20 protein-coding genes are annotated in these 22,458 nt (G+C 72.8%); 8 read left to right on the top strand and 12 right to left on the bottom strand.

Annotated features, from left to right (window positions below; translation table 11 throughout):
* Positions 1-4: 4 nt before the first annotated feature.
* From ACSMX9_RS20035 to ACSMX9_RS20000, 8 genes are all read right to left on the bottom strand, one after another.
* Positions 5-2,767, bottom strand: coding sequence for a SpoIIE family protein phosphatase (locus ACSMX9_RS20035; RefSeq protein ID WP_445395736.1), 2,763 nt, complete (start codon positions 2,765-2,767; stop codon positions 5-7).
* 163 nt (positions 2,768-2,930) lie between these two features.
* Positions 2,931-3,365 (bottom strand): ATP-binding protein, encoded by a 435-nt coding sequence (locus ACSMX9_RS20030; protein WP_445395734.1) that lies wholly within the window; start codon positions 3,363-3,365, stop codon positions 2,931-2,933.
* Between the two features lie 299 nt (positions 3,366-3,664).
* Entirely contained in the window at positions 3,665-4,054 is a 390-nt protein-coding gene (locus tag ACSMX9_RS20025) for a (deoxy)nucleoside triphosphate pyrophosphohydrolase (protein ID WP_445395732.1), read from the bottom strand.
* Between the two features lie 45 nt (positions 4,055-4,099).
* The gene (locus ACSMX9_RS20020) at positions 4,100-4,270 is read right to left on the bottom strand and encodes an SPOR domain-containing protein (RefSeq protein ID WP_351240787.1); all 171 of its coding nucleotides are present in this window, start codon (positions 4,268-4,270) and stop codon (positions 4,100-4,102) included.
* A gap of 343 nt (positions 4,271-4,613) precedes the next feature.
* Positions 4,614-5,366: a GntR family transcriptional regulator gene (locus ACSMX9_RS20015; RefSeq protein WP_366114369.1), complete on the bottom strand. Its 753-nt coding sequence runs from the start codon at positions 5,364-5,366 to the stop codon at positions 4,614-4,616.
* A 150-nt stretch (positions 5,367-5,516) separates the two neighbouring features.
* Positions 5,517-6,584: a DUF4190 domain-containing protein gene (locus tag ACSMX9_RS20010; protein WP_445395731.1), complete on the bottom strand. Its 1,068-nt coding sequence runs from the start codon at positions 6,582-6,584 to the stop codon at positions 5,517-5,519.
* Positions 6,585-6,978: 394 nt separating this feature from the next.
* Positions 6,979-8,580, bottom strand: coding sequence for a S8 family peptidase (locus ACSMX9_RS20005; protein ID WP_445395729.1), 1,602 nt, complete (start codon positions 8,578-8,580; stop codon positions 6,979-6,981).
* Between the two features lie 296 nt (positions 8,581-8,876).
* Positions 8,877-9,389, bottom strand: a complete 513-nt coding sequence (locus ACSMX9_RS20000) for a MarR family winged helix-turn-helix transcriptional regulator (RefSeq protein WP_351240779.1) — start codon at positions 9,387-9,389, stop codon at positions 8,877-8,879.
* Between the two features lie 170 nt (positions 9,390-9,559).
* Here ACSMX9_RS20000 and ACSMX9_RS19995 point away from each other — a divergent pair, with 170 nt between their 5' ends.
* Both ACSMX9_RS19995 and ACSMX9_RS19990 read left to right on the top strand, forming a co-directional pair.
* Positions 9,560-10,795: an MFS transporter gene (locus ACSMX9_RS19995; RefSeq protein ID WP_445395727.1), complete on the top strand. Its 1,236-nt coding sequence runs from the start codon at positions 9,560-9,562 to the stop codon at positions 10,793-10,795.
* Between the two features lie 51 nt (positions 10,796-10,846).
* The gene (locus ACSMX9_RS19990) at positions 10,847-11,176 is read left to right on the top strand and encodes a DUF4326 domain-containing protein (RefSeq protein WP_445395725.1); all 330 of its coding nucleotides are present in this window, start codon (positions 10,847-10,849) and stop codon (positions 11,174-11,176) included.
* Between the two features lie 22 nt (positions 11,177-11,198).
* Here ACSMX9_RS19990 and ACSMX9_RS19985 read toward each other — a convergent pair whose 3' ends face one another.
* Positions 11,199-11,894, bottom strand: coding sequence for a TetR/AcrR family transcriptional regulator (locus tag ACSMX9_RS19985; protein ID WP_445395723.1), 696 nt, complete (start codon positions 11,892-11,894; stop codon positions 11,199-11,201).
* A gap of 351 nt (positions 11,895-12,245) precedes the next feature.
* Between ACSMX9_RS19985 and ACSMX9_RS19980 the strand changes: the two genes are divergently transcribed.
* From ACSMX9_RS19980 to ACSMX9_RS19955, 6 genes are all read left to right on the top strand, one after another.
* Positions 12,246-13,736 (top strand): MFS transporter, encoded by a 1,491-nt coding sequence (locus ACSMX9_RS19980; RefSeq protein WP_445395721.1) that lies wholly within the window; start codon positions 12,246-12,248, stop codon positions 13,734-13,736.
* 32 nt (positions 13,737-13,768) lie between these two features.
* On the top strand, positions 13,769-14,782 hold the full coding sequence (locus ACSMX9_RS19975; protein ID WP_445395719.1) for an isopenicillin N synthase family dioxygenase: 1,014 nt from the start codon (positions 13,769-13,771) through the stop codon (positions 14,780-14,782).
* 224 nt (positions 14,783-15,006) lie between these two features.
* Complete coding sequence (locus ACSMX9_RS19970; RefSeq protein WP_445395718.1) at positions 15,007-16,005, top strand: isopenicillin N synthase family dioxygenase; 999 nt, start codon at positions 15,007-15,009, stop codon at positions 16,003-16,005.
* A 62-nt stretch (positions 16,006-16,067) separates the two neighbouring features.
* The gene (locus tag ACSMX9_RS19965; RefSeq protein WP_351240765.1) at positions 16,068-16,829 is read left to right on the top strand and encodes a class I SAM-dependent methyltransferase; all 762 of its coding nucleotides are present in this window, start codon (positions 16,068-16,070) and stop codon (positions 16,827-16,829) included.
* A 52-nt stretch (positions 16,830-16,881) separates the two neighbouring features.
* Entirely contained in the window at positions 16,882-17,610 is a 729-nt protein-coding gene (locus tag ACSMX9_RS19960; protein ID WP_366114378.1) for an NAD(P)-dependent oxidoreductase, read from the top strand.
* Between the two features lie 213 nt (positions 17,611-17,823).
* Positions 17,824-18,891 carry a hypothetical protein gene (locus tag ACSMX9_RS19955; protein ID WP_445395716.1) on the top strand — a complete coding sequence of 356 codons (1,068 nt, stop codon included), beginning with the start codon at positions 17,824-17,826 and terminating at the stop codon, positions 18,889-18,891.
* A 105-nt stretch (positions 18,892-18,996) separates the two neighbouring features.
* On the opposite strand, the gene ACSMX9_RS19950 is transcribed toward ACSMX9_RS19955, so the two are convergent.
* Genes ACSMX9_RS19950 through ACSMX9_RS19940 form a run of 3 tightly spaced genes read right to left on the bottom strand, consistent with a single transcriptional unit; the run spans position 18,997 to position 22,400 of the window.
* Complete coding sequence (locus tag ACSMX9_RS19950) at positions 18,997-20,238, bottom strand: FAD-dependent monooxygenase (RefSeq protein WP_445395714.1); 1,242 nt, start codon at positions 20,236-20,238, stop codon at positions 18,997-18,999.
* The gene (locus tag ACSMX9_RS19945; RefSeq protein WP_445395712.1) at positions 20,235-21,812 is read right to left on the bottom strand and encodes a class I adenylate-forming enzyme family protein; all 1,578 of its coding nucleotides are present in this window, start codon (positions 21,810-21,812) and stop codon (positions 20,235-20,237) included. The genes ACSMX9_RS19950 and ACSMX9_RS19945 overlap by 4 nt, the downstream gene beginning before the upstream one ends.
* A 48-nt stretch (positions 21,813-21,860) precedes the next feature.
* Complete coding sequence (locus ACSMX9_RS19940; protein ID WP_445395710.1) at positions 21,861-22,400, bottom strand: SRPBCC family protein; 540 nt, start codon at positions 22,398-22,400, stop codon at positions 21,861-21,863.
* Between the last annotated feature and the right edge of the window lie 58 nt (positions 22,401-22,458).

Below are 22,458 nucleotides of genomic sequence, written 5' to 3'. Positions count from 1 at the left end.
CCGGTCAGAACATGCTCATGAGCGCTTCCGCCACGTCGATCTGGGTGCCCTCGCCGTCGGGCAGCGCGAGTTCGAACCACACGGTCTTGCCGCGGTGGGTGCGTCGGGCGCCCCACCCGGCGGAGAGCAGGCCGACCAGTTGCAGCCCCCGGCCGCCCTCGTCGGTGGCCCGGGCCCGGCGGCGGCGGGGCTGGACCAGCCCCGCGTCCCACACCTCGCAGACCAGGGTCCGGTCGAGCAGCAGCCGGAGTCTGATCTCGCCCTCGCCGTAGCGCAGGGCGTTGGTGACGAGTTCGCTGACGAGGAGTTCGGTGGTGTCGACCAGCGGGTCGAGGTCCCAGGAGCCGAGTTGGGCGCGGGCGTACTCGCGGGCCCGGCCGACGCTCTGGGGTTCGCGGGGCAGCGACCAGTCGCCCACGGAGGCGGCGGGCAGTCCCTGCACCCGGGCCATGACGAGGGCGATGTCGTCCTCGCCGTGCCGGGTGTCGAGGGTGCCGAGGACGTGGTCGCACACGTCCTCCAGGGGGCGGCCCGGTTCGGTGAGGGTGCCGAGGAGGTGGTGCAGGCCCTCGTCGAGCGACTGGTCCCGGGATTCCACGAGCCCGTCGGTGTAGAGGGCGAGGAGGGCGCCGTCGGCGAGTTGGACCTCGACCTCCTCGAAGGGTTCCCCGCCGACGCCCAGCGGCATGCCGGGCGGTACGTCCAGCATCAGCGCGGACTCGCCGGGTTCCACGATGACGGGCGGCAGGTGGCCGGCGTTGGCGAAGGTGCAGCGGCGGGTGACCGAGTCGTACACGGCGTAGACGCAGGTGGCGAGGTAGACCTCGGAGAGGTCGGCGTCGCGGGGGGTGCGGGTGGCCTGGCGGACCCCGCCGGGCGTGCCGAGGCCGCGGGCCACCTCGTCGAGGGCGGCGAGCACCTCGGCGGGTTCGAGGTCGAGCAGGGCCAGGGTGCGCACGGCGGTGCGCAGTTCGCCCATGGCGACGGCGGCGCGCAGCCCCCGGCCCATCACGTCCCCGACGACCAGGGCGGTGCGGTGGCCGGGCAGTTCGATGACGTCGAACCAGTCGCCGCCGACCTCGTTGGAAGCGTTGCCGGGCAGGTAGCGGCAGGCGATGTCGAGTCCGGCGGCCACCGGCTTGTCGGGCGGCAGCAGGGAGCGTTGGAGGAGCAGGGCGCGCTGGTGCTCGCGGTGGTACAGCCGGGCGTTGTCCATGGACACGGCGGTGCGGGCGGCGAGTTCGACGGCGACGGCCCGGTCCCGTTCGGTGAACGGCTCGCTGCCCTTGGCGCGGGTGAACTGCACCAGCCCGACGACGGTGTCGTGGGCGAGCATCGGCACGGCGAGGGTGGAGCGGATGAGTCCGCCGGGCTCGCCGTCGATCAGGCGGGGGCGGCCGGCGCGCAGCGCGTCGGCGAACGGGGAGGCGAAGTCGAAGTGGTGGGTGGTGCCCACCTTGACCGGGGCGCGTCCGTCGGTGAACGGGGCGTCGGCGACGGCGCTGGCGTAGGCCACCCGGCGCAGCACTCCGCTGCCGCTGCCGGTGTCGGTGGCGCTGAGCCGTCCGGAGGTGGTGCCGTCGCCGTCGAGGAGTCCCTGGTAGAGGTCGACGGCGGCCAGGTCGCAGAAGCCGGGGACGGTGACGGTGAGGAGTTCGCGGGCGGTGGCCTCGATGTCGAGGGAGTTGCCGATGCGGGCCCCGGCCTCGTTGAGGAGGGCGAGGTTGCGGCGGGACTGGGCGGCCTCGCGGGCCGCGGCGTGACGGCGGGTGACGTCGCTGCCGAGTCCCGCGACGCCGATGGGTCGGCCGCTGCCGCTGTGGACGCGGTAGAGGTTGACGGACCAGTGGCGGCGTTCGCTGGAGCCGGGCACGAGTCCGACGATCTGCATGTCGGTGACGGGGTCCCCGGTCTCCAGGACGCGGCGCAGGGCGGCGGCCAGCCGGTCGGCCTCCCGGCGGGGCAGGTAGTCGTGGACGGTGCGACCGCGGTGGTCCGGGGCCCGGCCGCCGAAGGCGGCGGCGAAGGGCTGGTTGGCGTGCTGCACCCGCAGATCGGGGCCGAACAGCACGAAGCCGAAGGGAGATTGACCGAAAATCGCCTGCGAGGCGGCGATGTCGGTCTCGATGCGGCGCAGTGCCCGGACGTCGACGACGATGCAGACGGCGGTGCGTTCGCCCTTGGCGTTCTCGGTGGGCATGACGTACAGCTCGGCGATGCCGACGCTGCGGGGATCGCCGTGGTCACCGGTGAAGCGGGGGGCGGGGGCGGCCGGTCGCGGCGGGGCGGCGGGCCGGTGCACGGCGCCGGGGGTCCGCGGCGGGGCGGTGCCGGAGCCCCGGACCCCGCTGCCGTCCCGGCCGGGTTGCCCGTACCGGGCGTACGGGGCCGGGGGGGCCGGTGCGGACGGGGAAGGGACGTCCTCCGGCGCGGGCGGCAGGCGGAAGGGCACCGTGCCGGTCCACTCGCGGCCGTCGAGCACCTCCGCCATCGCGCGTTGCCCACGGGTCCGCAACTCGGGGGGGACGAACGCCTCGACGGGGTCCTTGCCGACGGCGACCGACGCGGGCACCCCGAAGAGCCGTTCGGCGCGGGTGCTCCACTGGTCGATCAGTCCGTCCGGGCCGACGGAGAAGGACGCCACCTTGAGGTGGTCGTACAGGGAACCGGGCGGGGTGCCCTGCGACATCGCGTCGCCGCGCGTCTCACTCACCGCACCCTCCGACGAACGACCGGACACCGTGGCCTGCGCTGGTATCTCGCTCACGCGAACCGTCCCCTCCAGCTCACCGCGCCCCGGTACCGGACACCGGTGACGGCTGCCCCGCAGTATCCAGCACAACGGCCCCGCGCAACACGGTGTTCACGATCACAGGTCGATCCCGACAGTTTTCGGCCCGGCCAGGACCGGCCGGCGCCCTCTCTCCCTTCTAACCGGGCAGCGCCAGCTCGAACCACACCGTCTTGCCCGATCTGCCGGGACGCGTGCCCCAACGGCTGGAGGCGGAGGCGACCAGGCGCAGCCCCCTGCCGCCCTCGTCCTCGACGTCGGCGTGGTGGCCGCGGGGCGGCTCGGGGAGCGCCCCGGGCTGGGGGTCGAAGACCTCGACCAGCAGGGCGCCGGGAGGCCTCGGCGGCCGGACCAACCGCACCCGGATGGGACCGGAGGCGTGGCGCAGGGAGTTGGTCACCAGCTCGCTGACGAGGAGGACGGTGAGGTCACCGAGGGATTCCAGTCCCCAGCGCCCGAGTTGGTCGCGGACCGCGGACCGCGCGTCCCGCACGGCTCCCGGGTCGGCGGGGAAGGTCCATTCGGCCCGCTCGCCCTGGACCCGGGAGTCCCGTTCACGGTCGATCCCGATCACACCGCATCACACTCCCCTGACCACCTGCACACGGATGTCCGCATTTGCACGCTTAGTGGTCACATACCCCATATGCGGTAGGGAGTATCCCGGCCAGGGCGCACAGATGGCTTGGGAGCGCGAAAGGCGCCCGCCCGGGGCGCACAGCAATGTCCCCTGCGCTGTTCTGCGCGCCCTGTCACAACGCCGGGACCAGAGGAAACGCGCCCTCGGCGACCGCGTCCGACCGGTGTCGGGGACGAACGGAACGAGCAGGCAAAGATACCGTCAAGAGGGCGATGTGGTGCACGGCCCCGCGCTCAGCGCCCCCGGAGCACTTCCCGCACCGCGGGCACGTCCTGATCCAGCCAGTCGACGGACCACACCTCGTCCGGCCCCAGCCAGCGCACCTCGTCGTGGTCCTGGAGCGGTCGGGGCTCACCGGCGAGGAGGCGGGCGGTCCACACCCGAAGGACGTATCCGGGGGTCAGCGGCCACTCGCCGGGCACCCTCTCCAGCTCCCCGGCCTCCACGCCGAGTTCCTCGCGCAGTTCGCGGACCAGGGCCGCGGCGGGCGGCTCCCCCGGTTCGACCTTGCCTCCGGGCAACTCCCAGCGGCCCGCCAGCTCCGCCGGAGCGCTGCGCCGCGCGGCCAGCAACCGCTCACCGTCGTACAGGGCCCCCGCGACGACCACCACGCGCTCTTCCACGCCCCGGAGCCTACGGGACTCGGGGGATCGAGCCGGTGGCGGCGGCTACGGGGCCACGCGTTCCACCCAGTAGAGCTGGCGTTGCTCCCGGGCGTGCAGGCGGTCGGCGACCTGTTGGGCCTCCGCCCGCGTGGCGTACCGGCCCACGCGATAGCGGTTGCCGTTGTCGTCCTCCCGTATGACGAGCCAGGGCATCGTGGCCGCGCTCTCGGTCATGGCGCCCCTCCCCCTTCTCCCCGTGGCCCGTTCCGTACCCCGGCCACCGAGGAAACCGCAATCCGCATATGCCCGAGCCTACGCCCGACCTTCACCGAGCGGTGATGACTTTCCCCAAAGAGGGGTGCAACCGGCCATGGGGACCGTTGCACGAGCCGGCGCACGCACCCTCCGTCCCCCCGGGTGCGCCCGCGGAACGTCCTGGACGACCCCTGGAGCCGCCGCTCCGCACCCTGCGTCCACACAAAACTCCCCACCCCCGACGCATCAGCGCACAACTCCCCGCACCCCGCACCGCACCCACGCGCCGTCAGATCGGCCGGAACCGAACGGCGGACGGGACCTAACGCACCGGCAGGTGGTAGGCCACCCGGTAGCGGTCGGCGGGGACCACCAGATCAGCCGTCTCCACGGCCCGGCCGGAGGCGTAGAAGGTCCGGCGGATCTCCAGCACCACGTGCCCGGGGACCCCGCCGAGGGCGAGCAGTTCGTCCGCCTGCCCCGGCCGGGCCCCGACCTCCTCCGTCACGTTGTCCACCACCACGTCGATCGCCGACATCCGACGCACCACCCCCGTGCCCCGGAGCGGCCCCGCCTCGGGCAGCATCACGGGCGTCCGTCCGGTGAGGGCCAACGGCTCCCAGGAGGTGGCGAGCATCAGCGGCTCGCAGCCGTCGCGGTAGACGTACCGGGTGCGCATCACCCGGTCGCCGGGGTCGATGCCCAGCCGGCCGGCCACGTCCGCCTCGGCGGCGGACTGCTCGCTGCGGGACTCCCACGCCCCGTACGGGGAACCGTCCGCCTGCTCCTGGGTGAAGGAGGTCGCCCCGTCCGCCGCCCGGTAGCCGGAGCGGGCGATGCGCCGGGGTCGGGGCCGCTCGCGCACGTACGTCCCCGAGCCGGACCGCCCCTCGACCAGGCCCTCCGCCATCAGCACCTTGCGGGCCTCCAGGGCGACGGTGTCGGACACCCCGTACTCCTCGCGGATCTTGGCCTGCGAGGGGAGCCGGGTGTGCGGCGGCAGCACACCGTCGACGATCTTCTTGCGCAGCTCACCCGCGACCCGCAGGTACGCGGGCTGGTCACCGAACACCACTGGGCCCTCCCATCGGGTTCACGCACGGCGACAGGTTCGCAACCGTGGGTGCCCGGGGGCAAGTGAAGGCCAGGGAATCACTCGAAGTGATGACATGCCGTTACTCAGCGCTTCACCCGGGTATGGCGGAGGACTCCGGCCGGGGAGGGCTCAGACCGCGGCCCCGGCCCCCGGGCCCGCACCGTCGGAACTGGCCGCCCCCTCGGGATCGCCCAGCACGTCGACCAACTCCCGGGGCGGGGTCGTGTCGAGCCCCAGGGCCGCCCGGGAGGGCACCGCCAGGGCGGGGTCGCTCAGCTCCAGGGCGGTGTCGAGGTGCACGTAGAAGGTCTCCGCGTCCTCGGCCCGGGCCGCGCGGTCCCACTCCGAGCGCGCCGCGTCGACCCGTTCCGCGTAGGCGGTCACGGGCCCGGCCCCCTCCTTCGACCACCCCGCTTCGGACAGCCGTGTCACCTGGCGGCCCATGGCCCGGGCGACCTCGGCGGCCCACTTCCGGTGCCCCGGCAGGTCGTCCTCGACGTAGGTCTCCTCGGGGGGCGCCAACAACGCCTCCTCCACCGGACGGGCCACCTCCAGGAACGCGCGCTGGCCGCGGTCGAGCACCGTCCCGTCGTTGCGCAGCGACCCGGTCAACTGCTGCCCGGCGTCCTCGTGCCCGAACATGCAGGTGATCTGACGGTCGCCGAGCTCCCAACCCTCCCGGGTGGGCGTGAAGTAGTAGACCTCGACGTGCGGGGGGAGCGCCCAGGAGTCCATGGCGTACGCGGGGCGCAGCGCGGTGCACTCGGCGTCGGCCCGGTCGACGATCGCCTCCTCCCCGGGGTACGGGTCCCCGGGGGCGTCGTCCATCCGGAAGGTGCTGAACGCCTCGCCGTCGTGCGGGCCGCCGCACGGTTCCTCGTCGACGTCCTCGGCGACGCCGATCAGGTCCCCGTCCCGGACCGTGAAGCACTCGCCGGTGGCGACGGTGAACACCGGTCGGGCGGCGTCCGACGCCGCGTCCCACCCCTCCGAGAGGGCCCCGAGGACGGCGAGCCCCCAGAGGACCAGGCTCCCGCCGGACAGCACGACGCCCCAGACCGCCATCCCCTTGCCGCGTTCGCCGGTCCGGTGGATGCGGAGCAGGGCGAGGACGCCGAACACCAGGCCGACGAGGGGGACGCACAGGATGCCGAGGACCAGCGCCGCGATCGCGAACCCGTTGACCGGCGGACGCACGTACGGAACGTGCGGCGGGGGCCAGGTCCCGTACCCCCCGCCGGGCACCGGGGGGTGGGCTCCGTACGGTCCGCCGGGCGCCTGCCCCGGCGGACCGTACGGCCCGGTGGGTCCCTGTGCGGGGTGCGGGGGCCCCGGGGGCGCGAACGGGTTGCCGCCCTGGTTCCCGGGCTCGGGAGCGCCCGGGCCGGGCGGCGGAGGTATCGACAACGGGGCTCCTGGGGTGGGACGGACGCCGGGGGTTGCCGTGACGGTGCACGGACCACGCATCGTATGCGGGCCGTGGTGGCGCCCGGTCGGCGGCGTGCCCCGGCCCCGCCGTCGGCCTCGGGGGCCGGCGACGGGGCCGGGGTGGTGACGGTTCAGCGGGCGGGCCCGCCCGGCTGGCCGGGCGTCAGAACTGGAGCGCCCAGGAGTCGATCTTGCCGACGTCCGCGGAGGCGTTGTCGCTGACCCGGAGCTTCCAGGTGCCGTTGGCGACCTCGGCGGAGGCGTTCACCGCGTAGGTGGTGTTGATGTTGTCGGCGGAACCGCCGTCCCCGTACGCCTTCAGGGTGTAGGCGGTGCCGTCCGGCGCGACCAACTGGACCTGGAGGTCGCCGATGTAGGTGTGCTGGACGGCCACCTCGACCCCGAGGGAGGCCGGTGCGTTGCCGCTCACCCCGCTGACCGCGATCGGCGACTCGGCGGTGGCGTGGTCCGCGATCGGGTGGTCGTCGAGGTTCTGGAACCGCGGGCCGGGCGGGTTGGTGGTGCCGCCGCCCACGTACAGCAGGCGGTTGGGCGAGCCGGTGCCCGGGTTGGTGACCACCCCGGGGGTGGCGGCGGAGACCAGGGCGGCGGAGACCTGGGCGGGCGTGGCCGTCGGGTTGGCCTGGAGGTACAGCGCGGCGGCGCCCGCCACGTGCGGGCTGGCCATCGAGGTGCCCGAGATGGTGCTGGTGGCCGTGTCGTTGGTGTTCCAGGCGGAGGTGATCGAGCTGCCCGGCGCGAACAGGTCCACCACCGAGCCGTAGTTGGAGAAGGAGGAGCGGGCGTCGGTGTTGGTGGTGGAGCCCACGGTGAGGGCCTCGCCGACCCGGGCCGGGGAGTAGTTCGAGGCGTTGGCGTTGGAGTTGCCGGCCGCCACCGCGAAGGTCACGCCGGAGGCGATGGCGCCGCGCACCGCCGCGTCGAGGGTGGCGTCCGGGCCGCCGCCGAGGCTCAGGTTGGCCACCGCGGGCTTGACGGCGTTGCGGGCGACCCAGTCGATGCCCGCGACGACCTGTGCGGTGGTGCCGGAGCCGGAGTTGTTGAGCACCCGGACGCCCACGACCTTGGCCTTCTTGGCGACCCCGTGCGCGGTTCCCGCGACGGTGCCGGCGACGTGGGTGCCGTGGCCGTGACCGTCCTGGGCGACGTTGTCGTTGTCGATGGCGTCGTAGCCGTCGGCGGCCCGGCCGCCGAAGTCGCTGTGCGAGACGCGCACGCCGGTGTCGACGACGTACACGGTGACGCCCTGTCCGGCCGCGTCCGGATAGGTGTACTTGCCGTCCAGCGGCAGGTTGCGCTGGTCGATCCGGTCCAGGCCCCAGGAGGGCGGGTTGACCTGGGTCGCGGTGGTGGTGAAGGTGCGGTTCTGCGAGACGCTGGCCACCGCCGGGTCGGCGGCGAACCGCTTGGCCTGGGCCTCGGTCAGGTTGACCGCGTAGCCGTTGAGCGCCTTGGAGTAGGTGCGTTCGATCGTCGCCCCGTACTCGCGGGCGAGCGCCTTGCCGGCCGCCGAACCGGCGCGGGCCTCACCGGGCCGCAGGGTCACCAGGTAGCTGTCGTCGATCGTGCCGGGAGCGCCGGCGTTCAGGATGCGCCCTTGCGCCGGTTCGGGTGCCGCGGTGGCCGCGGGTGCGGTGAGGCCGCCGAGGGCGAGGGCCGCCGCGGCGACGGCTCCCAGGGTGCCGAGCGTTCTGCGCCGCGCGGGGTCGGGGGTGCGGTGCCCGGCATCGTGGTGCAGTGCCATCCGAGGGTTCCTCCTCATCGATGGAGCCGAGTGGGGTGGTGCGCGTGCGGTCGGCCGGCCGCGCCGCCGGCACCGGGGTGCGCGGGACGGGGACGACGAACCGTCCGGAGGGACGGGACAGACGCGACAGGGTCATGTCAAACGGCTGCCCGAGGAATGATTGTTCGCCCGCCCGGTGTCCCACAAGGGCCCTGCACGCTTTTCACGCGGCGGCCACACTCCCGACATGACGAACCGTCAGTCGTCACGCCCGCGTCACGTGCAGCACACGCAACGGCGCCGCCGTCCGAGCGGGGTCACCCCAGGGGCGGCGCGGTGTCCCCGTGGGCCTCCAGGAGGGTGCGCAGCGCGGCGGCCACCCGGTCCCGCTCGGCCGGCTCCAACGGCGCGAGCAGCCGCGCGTAGTTGTCGAGGTGCGCGGGCAGCACCCGGTCGGTCAGCCGGAGCCCGCGGTCGGTGAGCCGGATGCGGACGGTGCGTCGGTCGCCGACGTCCCGGACCCGCTCCACCAGCCCCTTGGCCTCCATCCGGTCGATCCGGTTGGTGATCGCCCCCGAGGTCACCATGGACACCTTGAGGAACGCCCCGGCGGTCAGCGCGTAGGGCGGGCCGGACCGGCGCAGCGAGGCCAGTACGTCGAACTCGCCGGGCTCCAGGTCGTGTTCGGCGAAGAAGGACTTGAGCTCCCGCTCCAGCAGGCGGTGCAGGCGCTGTACGCGCACCAGGACCTCGATCGGATCGAGGGCCCCCTCCAGGTCGGGACGCTCCCGCCCCCACTGCCCGATGACCCCGTCGACCCAGTCCGTCATGCCCGTCCCTTCCGCCCGCCCGGCCCGCCCGGGCCCGACCGCCGCTCCCGCCCCCGTCGATCGACGGGGCGCACGGGTCATCCCAACACGACGGCTTGACACCGGGAAAGCGAAACCGGTTTTCTCTTAATATTGAGATTCCCAATCTTAAGAGAATGGGGCCGCTGACCATGTCCAGGCAGACCCGCCCGCCCGCACGACGGGCCGCCCGCCTCCTGCCGCCCGCCGCGCCCCAGCCCCGCGGCCCGGCCCCCGTCCTCTGGCTCGTCCTCCTCGCCGCCCCCACCGCCGTCGGCGCCAACGTCCTGGTGCTGACGCTCCCCGACATCGCCGCCGCCTTCGACACCGACGTCCGGTCCGCCGCCTGGCTCGCCACCACCTTCGCGGTGGCGATGGCGGTCGGCACCCCCCTGATCGCCGGACTGCTGCGGCGCCGCGGGATGCGCACCGCGCTGTTCCTGAGCACCGCGCTCCTGGCCGCCGGCACGGCGCTGCTCGCGGTGGCCCCCTGGCTGCCGCTCGCCCTCGTCGGACGGGCCGCCCAGGGCGCCGGCGGCGCCGGCATGGTCACCGTGGCGATGGGCCTCGCCGGCACCACCCGGCGCATGGGCGCGCTCACCGCCGGCTTCGGGGCGCTCGGCGCGGCCGGACCGCTGGCCGGCGCCCATCTGTCGGACGCCGTCTCCTGGCGACTGGCGCTCGCCGTCTCGGCCCTCCCCCTGCTCGCCGTGCCCGCCGTCCTCCGGTACGCCCGCCCCGCACCGACGGCGACCGACCCGTTCGACGGGCGCGGGGCGCTGCTGTTGGCCGCGTTGGCCTCCTCGCTGGCCCTGGTGCCGGTGGCCCCGGCCCCCGCCCTGGGCGCCGGGGCGGCGTTCCTGGCCCTGCTCGCCCACCACGTCCGACGGCGCCCGGACGGCTTCGTACCGCGGGCGGTGCTGCGCAGCCGGACCTTCGTCGCCTCCTGCGCCCTGATCGCGCTCTGCTCGGTCCAGTACTTCGTGCTGCTGTTCGCGGTGCCCCGCCTGATCTCCGACCGGGCCGGTTGGTCGACCCCGTCGATCGGCACCGGCCAACTCGTCGCCCTGGTCACGGGGTCGGCGCTGACCTGGGCGCTGACCGCGGTGGCCCACCGGGCGAGCCGCACCGCGATCCGGCTGGCACTGCTCGCGGTGACCGCCGCCGCCCTGACCACGGCGACGCTCAGCGGCTCCGCGTGGCTGCTGCTGGTGGTGGCCGGTGCCTCCGTCTGCACCGCGACCTCCGCCAACGCGGCCCTGTCGGTGCACGCCGCGCACTCCGCCCCCGAGTCGTTGCGCCCCACCGCGATCGGCCTGTTCACCCTGGTGTACCAGTTGGGCGGGGCGATCGGACCGGGGATCGCCACCGTCCTGGTGCTCGGCTGACCCGCGCCCGTGCGGATGCCGACCGCACGCCGGCGCGGCACCATGGCGTACGTGAAGCGCACCACGGTCGTGAACCTGAAGGGCCACCGGGACGACCCCGGGTACGAGGACGTCGTCTACGTGGGCCGGGCCGTGCACCGGGGCGGCTGGCACCTGGCCGCCTCCCCGCTGGCCAGCCCCTACCACCCCGGTCCGGACCTCACCCGCGAGGAGATGCTCGTCAAGTACCGGGCGCACCTGCTGTCCCGCCCCGACCTGCTGGCCCTCCTCCCGGACCTGCGCGGTCACCGCCTCGGCTGCTGGTGCCTCCCGCTGCCCTGCCACGCCCAGGTCATCGCCGAACTGGCGGACGCGGGGCCCTCGGGCGGGGGCGGCGCGTAGGGCGGTCGGGGACGGGGGCGCCTCAGCCCCGTGCGGCCGCCTCCATGCCGTCGAGCAGGAAGTTCAACCCGATCTCGAAGTTGGTGTCCCAGTCGTCGTCGGCGATGTAGTTGTTGGCCGCGACGGTGGGGAACCGGTCCCGCCGGCTCCGCAGGTACTCCTGGCCCAGACGGGTCTCCTCGGCGGAGAACTGCATGCTGGACTGGGTGGCGGTGGCCCCCATGACGTGGTTGTACAGCGCCCAGGTCGCGGCGTTGAGTCGCTTTCCCCTCAATCCCGCGCGCACCAGGGCCGACTGGAGGAACTCCATCCAGGCGAGGAAGTTCGGGCCCATGAGCGGTCGCTGCCGCGAGGGCACCTCGGCCGCCCAGGGGTGCCGCAGCATCGCCCGGCGCCAGTCGTTGACCAGCACGGTGATGTCGGCCCGCGGGTCGTCGGAGTGCCGGTCCGGCACCCTGGACTCGCCGAAGATCTCGTCGATCGCGAGGTCGATGACGTCGTCCTTCGTCGCCACGTGCCAGTAGAGGGTGGTGGCGCCCGCCTGGAGCCGCTCGGCCAGGCGACGCATCGTCAGACGGCCCATGCCCTCCTCGTCCAGCAGGGCGACGGCCGCCGCGACGATGCGCTCCCGGGTGAGCGGCGGCTCCTGGCCCGCGCTGCGCGAGGGTCTGAGCCACACGTTCCGGCCCCTCGCCCCCGCTCGACTCTCCGTGCTCATCTCCGGCCACCTCCGCATCCCGGTCGTCCGCGGGTGCAGGTGGCCCGCCGACGCCTCATCGAACCCTGCGAGTCTTGCACGACCGGACCCGGTCTCCGCCCCGGCCTCCGCCCCGAGGGCCGGCGTTCACACCGGCGCACGGGCACCGTGCGCTCCCCCTCCCAAGCCCTCCGCCCCCCTGGCCCGCGCCGCGCGCCGTTCCCGGGCATTCACCAACTCCCCTCGTCACAGCCCTACTTGTCGCGCAAGACGGCTCATTCCCGGCCCTCGGTTCCCCGGCCCCGGGCGGGGAGCTGTAGTAGAGTCGGGCACTCACTAGACCAACGTTCGAGTCTCCCGACCATAGTGTGAGTGATCGTGACACAAACCCGGCAGGACGTCCCCGCGACGGCGAAACGGCCCTCGAAGCGCTGGTGGGCCCTCTCCGTCATCAGCCTCGCCCAACTGACGGTCGTCCTGGACGCGACCATCGTGAACATCGCCCTGCCCTCGATCCAGCACGACCTCGGCGTGACGGACACCGACCGGCACTGGGCGATCACGGCGTACGCCCTGGCCTTCGGCGGCCTCCTCCTCCTCGGCGGACGGGTCAGCAGCGCCCTGAGCCACCACCGTTCCTTCGTCATCGGCCTGATCGGCTTCGCCATCGCCTCGGGGCTCGGCGGCGCGACCGACAGCGCGGCCGTCCTGTTCGCCGCCCGGGCCGGACAGGGCGTCTTCGCCGCGCTGCTGGCACCGGCAGCGCTGTCCCTGCTGATCCTCACCTTCACCGACCCCAAGGAACGCGGGAGGGCCTTCGGCGTCTTCGCCGGGGTCGGCGCCGGCGGGGCGGCGCTCGGGGTCTTCGCCGGCGGGCTGCTCACCGAGTACGCGAACTGGCGCTGGTGCCTCTACATCAACGTCCCCCTGGCCCTGATCGCCCTGGCCGGGGTGCCGTTCCTGATGCGCGACCGGCCCACCGGGGACCTGCGCCACCTGGACATCCCGGGGGTGCTGCTGAGCGCGTCCGGCCTGGTCGCCCTCGTCTACGGCTTCTCCCAGGCCGAGCCGCACGGTTGGGGCGACCCCCGGGTGCTGGCCCTGCTCGCGGTCGGCACCGTGCTGCTCGTCCTGTTCGTGCTGACGGAGGCCAGGTCGCCCCGCGCACTGCTGCCGCTCCACATCGTCCTGCACCGGACGCGGGCGGTGGCCTTCCTCTCCGTCTTCGTGATGTACCTGGCGATGTTCGGCTTCTACCTCTTCGTCAGCTACTACACCCAGACCGTCCTCGGCTACTCGCCGGTGAAGGCGAGCCTGACGCTGCTCGTCAACGCCGTCAGCACCACCGTGGGCGCGATGGTGATCGCCGCGGCGCTCCAGCGCCGACTCGCCCCGAGCACGCTGATCTCGGGGAGCCTGCTCTCCTCCGCCCTCGGCATGCTGGTGCTCACCCAACTGGAGGTGGACAGCACCGGGGTGCTCCCGCTGTACCTGATCCCCGCCATGGTCCTGACGGGGATCGGCCTGGGCTGCCTGCTCGCGGTGGCCACCAACCGGGCGACCGCGGAGCTGGACCGCGACGAGGCGGGGGTCGCCTCCGCGGCCTACAACACGGTGCAGCAGGTGGGCGCCGCCTTCGGCACCGCCCTGCTCAACTCCATCGCCACCACCGTCACGACCGCCTACCTCGCCGACCGGGGGAACCGGACCGAGGACGTCCACGCCGCCACCGTGCACGGATACGCGGTGGCCCTCTGGGTCGCCTTCGGCATCCTGGTCGGCGGCGCGGTCCTGGTCGGACTGCTCTCCCGCAACAGCGGACGCACACCCCGGTCCACTCCGGCCGCCCAGACGTCGAACTAGCCGCACCCGGCAACGAGGAGAGGAGCACGGGAATGTCCGGCACCGGGGTGACCACCGAGGTCTCCGACGGCTTCGTCCCCGTCATCGACCTGTCCACCAGGCGGACCGAACCGGGGCGGCGGGCGATCGCCGCGGCGATCGACCGGGCGTGCGTCGGTTCCGGGTTCTTCGTGGTCGTCGGCCACGGCGTGGAGCAGGAACTCGTCGACCGCATGTTCGCGGTGACCCGCGAGTTCTTCGAACTGCCCGCGCAGGAGAAGGACCGGTCGGCGCACCGGCCGGGCGTCTCCGGCTTCCGTCGGCAGGCCGACAGCACCGCGCGCAGCCTGGACCAGCAGGCCCCGCCGGACCTGTGCGAGACCTTCGCCGCCCACGTCACCGGCGAACTCGACGAGGAACAACGCAGCCGACTCGGCGACCGGTGGGCCACCTGGACCCTGGCGAACGTCTGGCCGCGGCGGCCGGAGGGGTTCCGCGAGACCTGGCACGCCTACCTCGCCGCCATGACCGAACTCGCCGCCGACCTCATGCGCCTGTTCGCCCGCGCCCTCGACCTCCCCGAAATCCACTTCGAAGACAAGTTCGACCACCACGGCTCATCCATCGCCGCCAACTACTACCCCCCACAACACCGACCGCCCCTCCCCGGCCAACTCCGCCGAGGCCCCCACACCGACTTCGGCAGCCTCACCATCCTCCACCAACAACACGACCGCACCGGACTCCAAGTCCGCCAAGGAACCAACACCTGGCGCGACATCCCCGCCGTCCCCCACAGCCTCGTCGTCAACATCGGCGACCTCATGGCCCTCTGGACCGGCGGACGCTGGGTCTCCACCATGCACCGCGTCACCAACCCACCCACCCACGACACCACCTCCCGCCTCACCATCCCCTTCTTCTACCTCCCCAACCACGACGCCACCATCCAACCCATGTACACGTCCGTGGCGGGCGACCTCCTCGGAGCGGAGGGCGGCGGCGGGGTCATCGCCGGCGAGTGGATGTCCCGCAAGCTGCGGAAGCTGTTCTCCGGGGCCTCCTGACAAAAGAAGACCGGCACCACCCGCCCGCCCCTGCAATTCGCAGCCCGTGCCGCGGCGGCCCGCCGGAACGAATTCCCGATGCCGCCGCCGGTCAAAAGCATCAAGAAATCAAGAGATTAATTCACCCTCCCACCACATGAGTTGACAGATTCAGCAACGGAGCGTGGCGAGCGACCCATGGACGACCTAGTGTCGAAATGGGTCGCCCGACAGAAAGGGAAATCGTGAGCAGTGACCGATCGACCGTCACCGTGACCGATGGATTCGTTCCGGTCATCGACCTTTCCTCCAAAGGCACCCCCCGCGGGCGCGCGTCGCTCGCCGAGGCCATCGGCAACGCACTGCGCACGTCCGGGTTCTTCGTCGTCGTCGACCACGGCGTGGAGCAGGAACTCGTCGACCGCATGTTCACCTCGACCAACGACTTCTTCGAGCTTCCCGACGCGGAAAAGGACGCGGTCGCCGCTCGACCTGGCGTGTCCGGCTACCGCCGGGCGGGCGGGACCCTGGCCCGCAGCCTGGACCAGGAGACTCCGCCGGACCTGTGCGAGACCTTCGCCGCACACGTCACCGGCGAACTCGACGAGGAACAACGCAGCCGACTCGGCGGCGAGTGGGCCAGTTGGACGCACCGGAACACCTGGCCGCGGCGGCCGGAGGGGTTCCGCGAGACCTGGCACGCCTACCTCGCCGCCATGACCGAACTCGCCGCCGACCTCATGCGCCTGTTCGCCCGCGCCCTCGACCTCCCCGAAAACCACTTCGAAGACAAGTTCGACCACCACGGCTCATCCATCGCCGCCAACTACTACCCCCCACAACACCGACCGCCCCTCCCCGGCCAACTCCGCCGAGGCCCCCACACCGACTTCGGCAGCCTCACCATCCTCCACCAACAACACGACCGCACCGGACTCCAAGTCCGCCAAGGAACCAACACCTGGCGCGACATCCCCGCCGTCCCCCACAGCCTCGTCGTCAACATCGGCGACCTCATGGCCCTCTGGACCGGCGGACGCTGGGTCTCCACCATGCACCGCGTCACCAACCCACCCACCCACGACACCACCTCCCGCCTCACCATCCCCTTCTTCTACCTCCCCAACCACGACGCCACCATCCAACCCATGCGGCCGTTCACCGACTCGTCCTCGATCGAGCGGTTCGACACCGTGACCGTCGGCGACTGGGTGTCGCGCAAGGTCCGGAAGATCCTCAGCTGAGCCCCCGTCCGTTCCGTTTCCGGCACACCGGACGACATCCGCTACCCAGGAAGGCAGTCCCCATGCAGAAGAGCGCCCACCACGACCGGATCAGCGAGCAGTACCAGGCGTCGAGCAGTCAGTACGACAACGTCAAGAACCTCCCCTACGCCTTCGCCGAGCGGGAGACCCTGCTCTCCGGCCTGCCCGACCTGACCGGCAAGCGGGTGCTGGACGTGGCCTGCGGCACCGGCTACTACTCGCGCATATTCAAGCGCCTGGGGGCCTCCCGGGTCGTCGGGGTCGACCTGGAACAGAGCATGGTCGACGTGGCCCGGACGATCGAGGAGGAGCAGCCCCTCGGGATCACCTACCAGGCGGTCGACGCGGCCGAGTTGCCGGTCCTCGGCGAGTTCGACGTGGTCGCGCCCATCTGGGCCTTCGTCCACGCCAAGGACGCCGACGAGTACCGGGAGATGGCCGCCCGCTGCGCCCAGAACCTGGTCTCCGGCGGGACCCTGGTGGCCCTGTGCGCCAACCCGGACATCGACCTGGAGGGCATGTCCGTCTACCCGCGCTACGGCCTCTCCCTCACCCCCAAGGAGAAGCACGGCGACCGCCAGGTGGTCCACATCGAGATGGACGTCGAGCCCCACGTGGGCTTCGACGGCTTCTTCTGGCCCGCCGGAACCACCGAGACGGCGCTGGAGAAGGCGGGCTTCGTGGACGTGCAGCGGCTGCCCAACCGCGCCCCCGGCCACCTGGCCGGCATGTCCGAGAAGGGGTACTGGGCCCCCTTCGTCGCCAACCCGCCGTTCGCCCTCTACACCGCCGTCAAGCCCTGACCCGACGGCACCCGCACGCCCAGCCAGCACCTCATCCAAGTCGGAGAACCACGTGAAGCTCGCTGTATTCGGAGCGAACAGCTCGACCGGACGCCACCTCGTGCAGATGGCGCTCGACGCAGGCCACACGGTGACCGCCGCCGTGCGGCGCCCGGACGCCTTCCCCCTGGCGGACCCCCAGTTGCGCGTCGTGGAGGCGGACGCCTACGACCGGGAGGCCGTACGGGCGGCGGTGGCCGGCCAGGACGCGGTGGCCTCGATCCTCGGCGTGGCGTACACCCAGCGCCCGGTGACGGTCATGTCCCAGGGCATCACCCACATCACGGACGGGATGGCCGAGCACGGGGTCAAGCGACTGGTCTGCGTGACCTCGCGCATGCTGGGCGCCTACTCCGGTCGGGCGGGCGGCGAGAAGCCGCTGTACGAGCGGTTCGCCTACCGCAGGCTGGTCTTCCCGATCCTGACCACCCTGGGGCGGACCCTGTACGAGGACATGGTCCGCATGGAGCGGATCGTCGCGGCGACGGACCTGGAGTGGACCGTCATCCGGCCGTCCGCGCTCTACAACACCGACACGGTCAGCAATTACCGCTTCGCGCCCCCCGAGTCCCCCGGCCTCTACACCGCGCGCATCGACCTCGCGCACTCACTGCTGCGGGCAGTGACGGAGAACAGCTATCAGCGCTCCGTCATCTCGGTTTTCACCACCGAGGGAGTGCCGAACTTCAAGGACGTCTGGAAGAAGGAAGTGCTGCACATGGGTTCCTGGGGTCACAAGTAGGCTCCCGGCCATGAAGGGCGATACCACCCTCCTCGGAGGGTGGTATCGCTGTGGGCGCACTTCCCCCACCCCGCGGTCGCCCGCTCGGTGAACGGCTTGATCCGAACCTGTCGTCGAAGCCCAACAGCAATACTGGACGTGTACAGCGATGTCGAAGGGCAGCGGCATTGGCACAGGTGTTCGGCAGGAATTCACAGGGAAAGAGGAATCAGTGTGCAAAGATCCGAGCTCGCGGTTCTCCTCAAGAGCCTGCATTGGTCGCCCGAGCGTCTGGCACGTGAAATCAACCGGCGCTACGGCAGGGGAACCGTCAGTCTCAAGGCGCCCTACGGCTGGACCAAGGGGGCGTTTCCCCGGGGCCAGGTGTCCGAGTTCGTCGCCATAGTGCTGTCGGAACACCTGGGCAGGGTGATCGTTGTCAGCCAGATATGGCCGGAGCACGAATCCCCGGCGCCCGTCGGGTTCGACGATCCCGGGCTGGGGCCGCCGTGGCGGGGTGAGCACGTGGACCGCATCCTCGCGCCGCTGGTCGAACAGGACGTGGGCATCCCCGACGGCACCGCCCCCTCGCCCGGCGAACCGGTGCCCGGCTCCGTGCTGGTCTCCCTCGCCGTGGGATGGCTGACCGCGGAGGTCCATCCCGGCTCCGCCCGAACCGAAGGGGTCGAGCTCACGGCCGAGATCCTCGACGTGTTCACGGACCGCATCGGCCGGTTGCCGACCCTGGACATCACGCGGAACCGCTCCCTGGCGCTGAACCTCGTGGTGCACGAACTGCGGTGGGCGCTCCAACTCGCCGCGAAGACCGCCTACGACGTGCCGTCCGGGCGTCGCCTGTACCGGGCCATCGCCGAACTCGCCCAGCTCGCCGGGTGGTTGGCGGAGGAGCAGGACCAGTACGCCCGCGCCCAGCGCTACCTGCTGGGCGCCCTGCGCGCCTCCGCCCTCGCGGACGACCGCTGTCTGGGCGGGCGCGTCCTGTCCTGCCTCGGCTACCACCTGGCCAAGTACGGCAACGAGCGGGAGGCCCTGCGGCTCCTCAAGCTCGTGGACTTCGGCACGGACGACGGGGCGCCCCGGGTCCTCCACTCGCCGCCCAGCTGCGACGCCACCCGACTGCACGGCCTCAACGAGCAGTTGCGCAGACAGTTCCCGACCCTCAAAGCGGCCGGCGGGGTGCGCCGCGGCGGCGCCCCCTCCCGGGGGGACCGGAGCGAGGGCGAACACCCGTCCCCCGTGCGTCCCGAGCCGGTGGGGCAGGGGCGCGGACGGACGGCCTGAGCGGGGCGCACCGCACGTTCCGGGCCCGTAGTGGCTTCCGCGCGTCGGACGACGGTCCGGCGCGCGGTCCCCACCGGCCCGCCGGGGTGCGGCCCGGCGGGCCGGTCACTCGGCGTCGGCGGCCGCGACCGCGCGGCGCGCCGCTCCCCCGGGTTCCGGTTCGCCTCCTCCCCCGGTGTCGAAGTCCCGTTCCCCGTGCAACCAGGCCACGTACGTGTGGAGGTCGCCCGCCGACATCGCGCCCAGCGCCGCGTTGCGGGCCCTCGCCGCCTCGTCCCGGGCGTGCCAGAGCCCGATGCTGGCACGTGCCAGCCGGTGCACCCGCGCGGTGCGCCCCCGGCGCACCGCGTTGTAGCGGAGCAGGCGGGCGCCGATCCGCTCGGGCGCGCAGCGCAACAGCCCGGCGAGGACCACGGCGTCCTCCAGGGCCAGACAGGCCCCCTGCGCCGCGTAGTGCAGCATCGGGTGGGCCGCGTCGCCGAGCAGGGCCACCCGGCCGTCGGTCCAGACCGCCACGGGTTCCCGGTCGACCAGGACCCAGGCCCGCCACTCGGTCCCGAGGCGGAGCAACCGGCGGGCCCCGGGGCACAGGGCGGCGAACTCCTCCTGGACCTCGGAGGCCGCCACCGGGCGTCCGGAGAAGGTCCCGGCCGGCCGGTTCTCCGCGCTGGGGGCCAGGTTGAGGTAGCGCCCGCCGGCGATCGGATAGTGCACGAAGTGCCGGCCCGGCCCCGCCCACCAGGTGACGGAGCGGCTGCGCAGCTCCCCGGGCACGCGCTCCACGGGCACGATCGAGCGGTAGACCGTGATGCCGGCGGTGCGCGGTTCCCCGTCACCGACGAGTTGTGCGCGCACCGTCGAGTGCAGTCCGTCGGCGCCGATGAGCGCGTCCGCCACCAGTTCCCGCCCCGTCCCCAGCCGCACCCGTACCCGGTCGCCCTCCGGTGCGTAGCCGTGCACCGGGCTCGCCGGCCGCAGCACGATCCGGCGCTCGCCCCGGCAGGCGTCCAACAACAGCCGGTAGAGCTCCCCCCGGTGCACCACGACGTAGGGGTTGCCGAAGCGGGCGCGGTAGCGCTCGTCCAGGGGCATGCTGACGACGTGCGCGCCGGACACCCCGTCCATGAAGCGGAGTTCCCCGACGGGCACGGCGATCCGGCGGACCTCGTCGGAGAGCCCCAGGGCGGCGAGGGCGTGCAGTCCGTTGGGGGCGAGCTGGATGCCGGCGCCGAGTTCGGTGAAGTCCGCGTTGCGCTCGCAGACGACCACCCGGTGCCCCGCGGCGGCGAGGCCGAGGGCCGCGGCGAGGCCGCCGATGCCGGCGCCCGCGACCACGATCTCCGTCATCGCGGGTCCTGCCCGGGGTCGCGGTCGGCGAGGAGGCGGGCCAGTTCCAGCCGCCTGACCTTGGTCGTGCCGGTCTTCGGGAGGTCCGCCCGTCGCCAGTGCACCGGAGCGGTCATCCGTGGCAGGTCCACCACGGCGGCGCGCCAGGCGGCCCCGTCCAGCGGCCGGTCGTCCGCGGTGCACACGACCGGGCGGGGCGGACCCCCGTCGACGGGGACGATCACCACCTCGGACAGCTCCGGGAGCCGGGTCAGCAGCCGGTCCTCCACCGTGAGGGTGCTGCCGAAGCCCGGGATCTCGTCCACTTCGCGGTCCGTGAGGTGCAGACAGCCCCAGCGGGTGCGGTAGCCCAGGTCGCCCATCCGCCACCACTCCTCGGCGGCCTGTCCGTCGAAGCGCTGTTGCTCGCCCAGGTAGGTGCGGATGCGTCCGTCGCTGCTGATCTCGATGTGTCCCGGGGAGGCGGCGGTGGGCCGCCGGCCGTCGCGGCTGACCACCCGCACCCTGGTCATGCCCGGGAAGGGCATGCCGACGCAGCGCCCGTCGGCGTCGGGCGAGCGGTGCCTGCCGTAGGACCGGGCCACGCTGGGGCCGATCTCGCTCTGCCCGTAGATCTGGCCGAAGCGGGCCGAGCGTCGGCGGGAGGCCCCGATCAGGGTCCGCACCGTGCGCGGGTGCAGCGCGTCGAAGGTGCTGCTGAAGAGCTTGACGTTGGCCAGGGGTTGCAGCGGGTCGTCCGCCATCTCCTCCCAGCTCAGGTAGGTGTTGGGATGGGCCTCCAGGACGGCCGGCCGCAGCGTGGCGAACAGCGCGGCGGTGCGGCGCGGCTCGGCGTCGGCGAGCAGCAGCACGGGGAAGCCCCTGAGCAGGGCGATGGCGAGCGCGGTGAACAGCCGCGAGTGCACGAACGACACGTGGATGGCGACGGGTTCGCGCCGGCGCAGGAAGGCGGTGGCCAGGGACTGCGGCCGGTAGCGGGCCTCCAGGCCGAAGGAGCTGTGCACGGCGAGCTTGGGCAGTCCGGTGGTCCCCGAGGTGTGGGTGACCAGGGTCGGGTGCTCGGGCGGCATCGCCATGGCAGGTATCCGCGGCGCGCCGGCCAGTTCGGCGAGCGGGGTGGCGTGTTCGGCGGTGCCGGAGGCCAGCAGCACCCGGCGGCTGAGCGCGTGCACCTCCGGGGGGAGTTCCCCGGTCAGCTTCTCCGCGTCGGTGATCAGGAACGGGCGCTCGACCCGGCGCAGCAGCGCGGTGACGGTCCCGCCGTCGAGGTGCGGGGAGAGCAGGACGGGCACGGCGCCGATCCGCGCGGCGGCGATCGCGAGGAGGGTGATGTCGAACGCGTTGCGCTTGTGGACCACGACGTGGTCGCCCGGCCGCGCGCCCGCCCGCCACAACCGGGAGCCGAAGTCGTCCACGAGGTCGGCGACCTCGGTCACGGTCATGATGCGCCCGCGGCCCGGGGCGATGTCCAGTTCCCGGTCGAGGAGCAGGACGTTCGCCGGGTGCCGGGAGGCTGCGCGCTCGAAGAGGGTGCCCAGCCTGATGCCACGGTTTCCCATGCGCTGGAGGAACATGCGTCGACCTCGATCTGCCGGTGGCGGGTGGACGGTTCGGGCGGTGCGTCAGGCGCCTTCGATCACCGTGGTGAGGCGGTCGAGCGTGGCGGTCATGTCGGCGCGGAGCTTCTCGTGCCACTCCGCGGAGAACCTGGTGCGCTCGTCATCGGTCATGCCGGCGGTGATGCCCCGGATGCCCTCGGTCGGTTCGCCCATCCGGAAGTGGTGGGTGAGTGCGGTCCCGCCCTCGGCGGGGCGCAGGGCGTAGCTCCAGACGCTGTCCTGGACGCGGCCGTCCCGGGTGCACATCGCCCAGGCGAAGCGGCGGGCCGGCTCGGCCGCCACCACCCGGGCCGTCGTGGTCCACGTCCCCCGGACCACCGGAGCCCAGGAAACCACGTCGGTGTTCCGGAAGTTGTGGCCGAGGAATACCGAGCCGATGGCCGCGGGTTCACCGCGGATCCAGGTGCCGCCGGTGCATTCCGCGCTCCATTCGTGGCAGCGCGGGAGATCACTCACCACGGAATAGGCGAAATCGGCCGACCGGGCGACGCGGGAGGTGACGCTCACTTCGAAGAGGGGGGACTTTCCTTTTCCTGGAGTCATGGCGAAATCCTCTCCGGAGCGCTTCGGGCCCACAAGGAAACGGCCGGTGGATTCGTCA

The sequence above is a fragment of the Streptomyces sp. LE64 genome (assembly GCF_052606915.1).
This window is presented reverse-complemented; position numbering and strand designations above follow the sequence as displayed.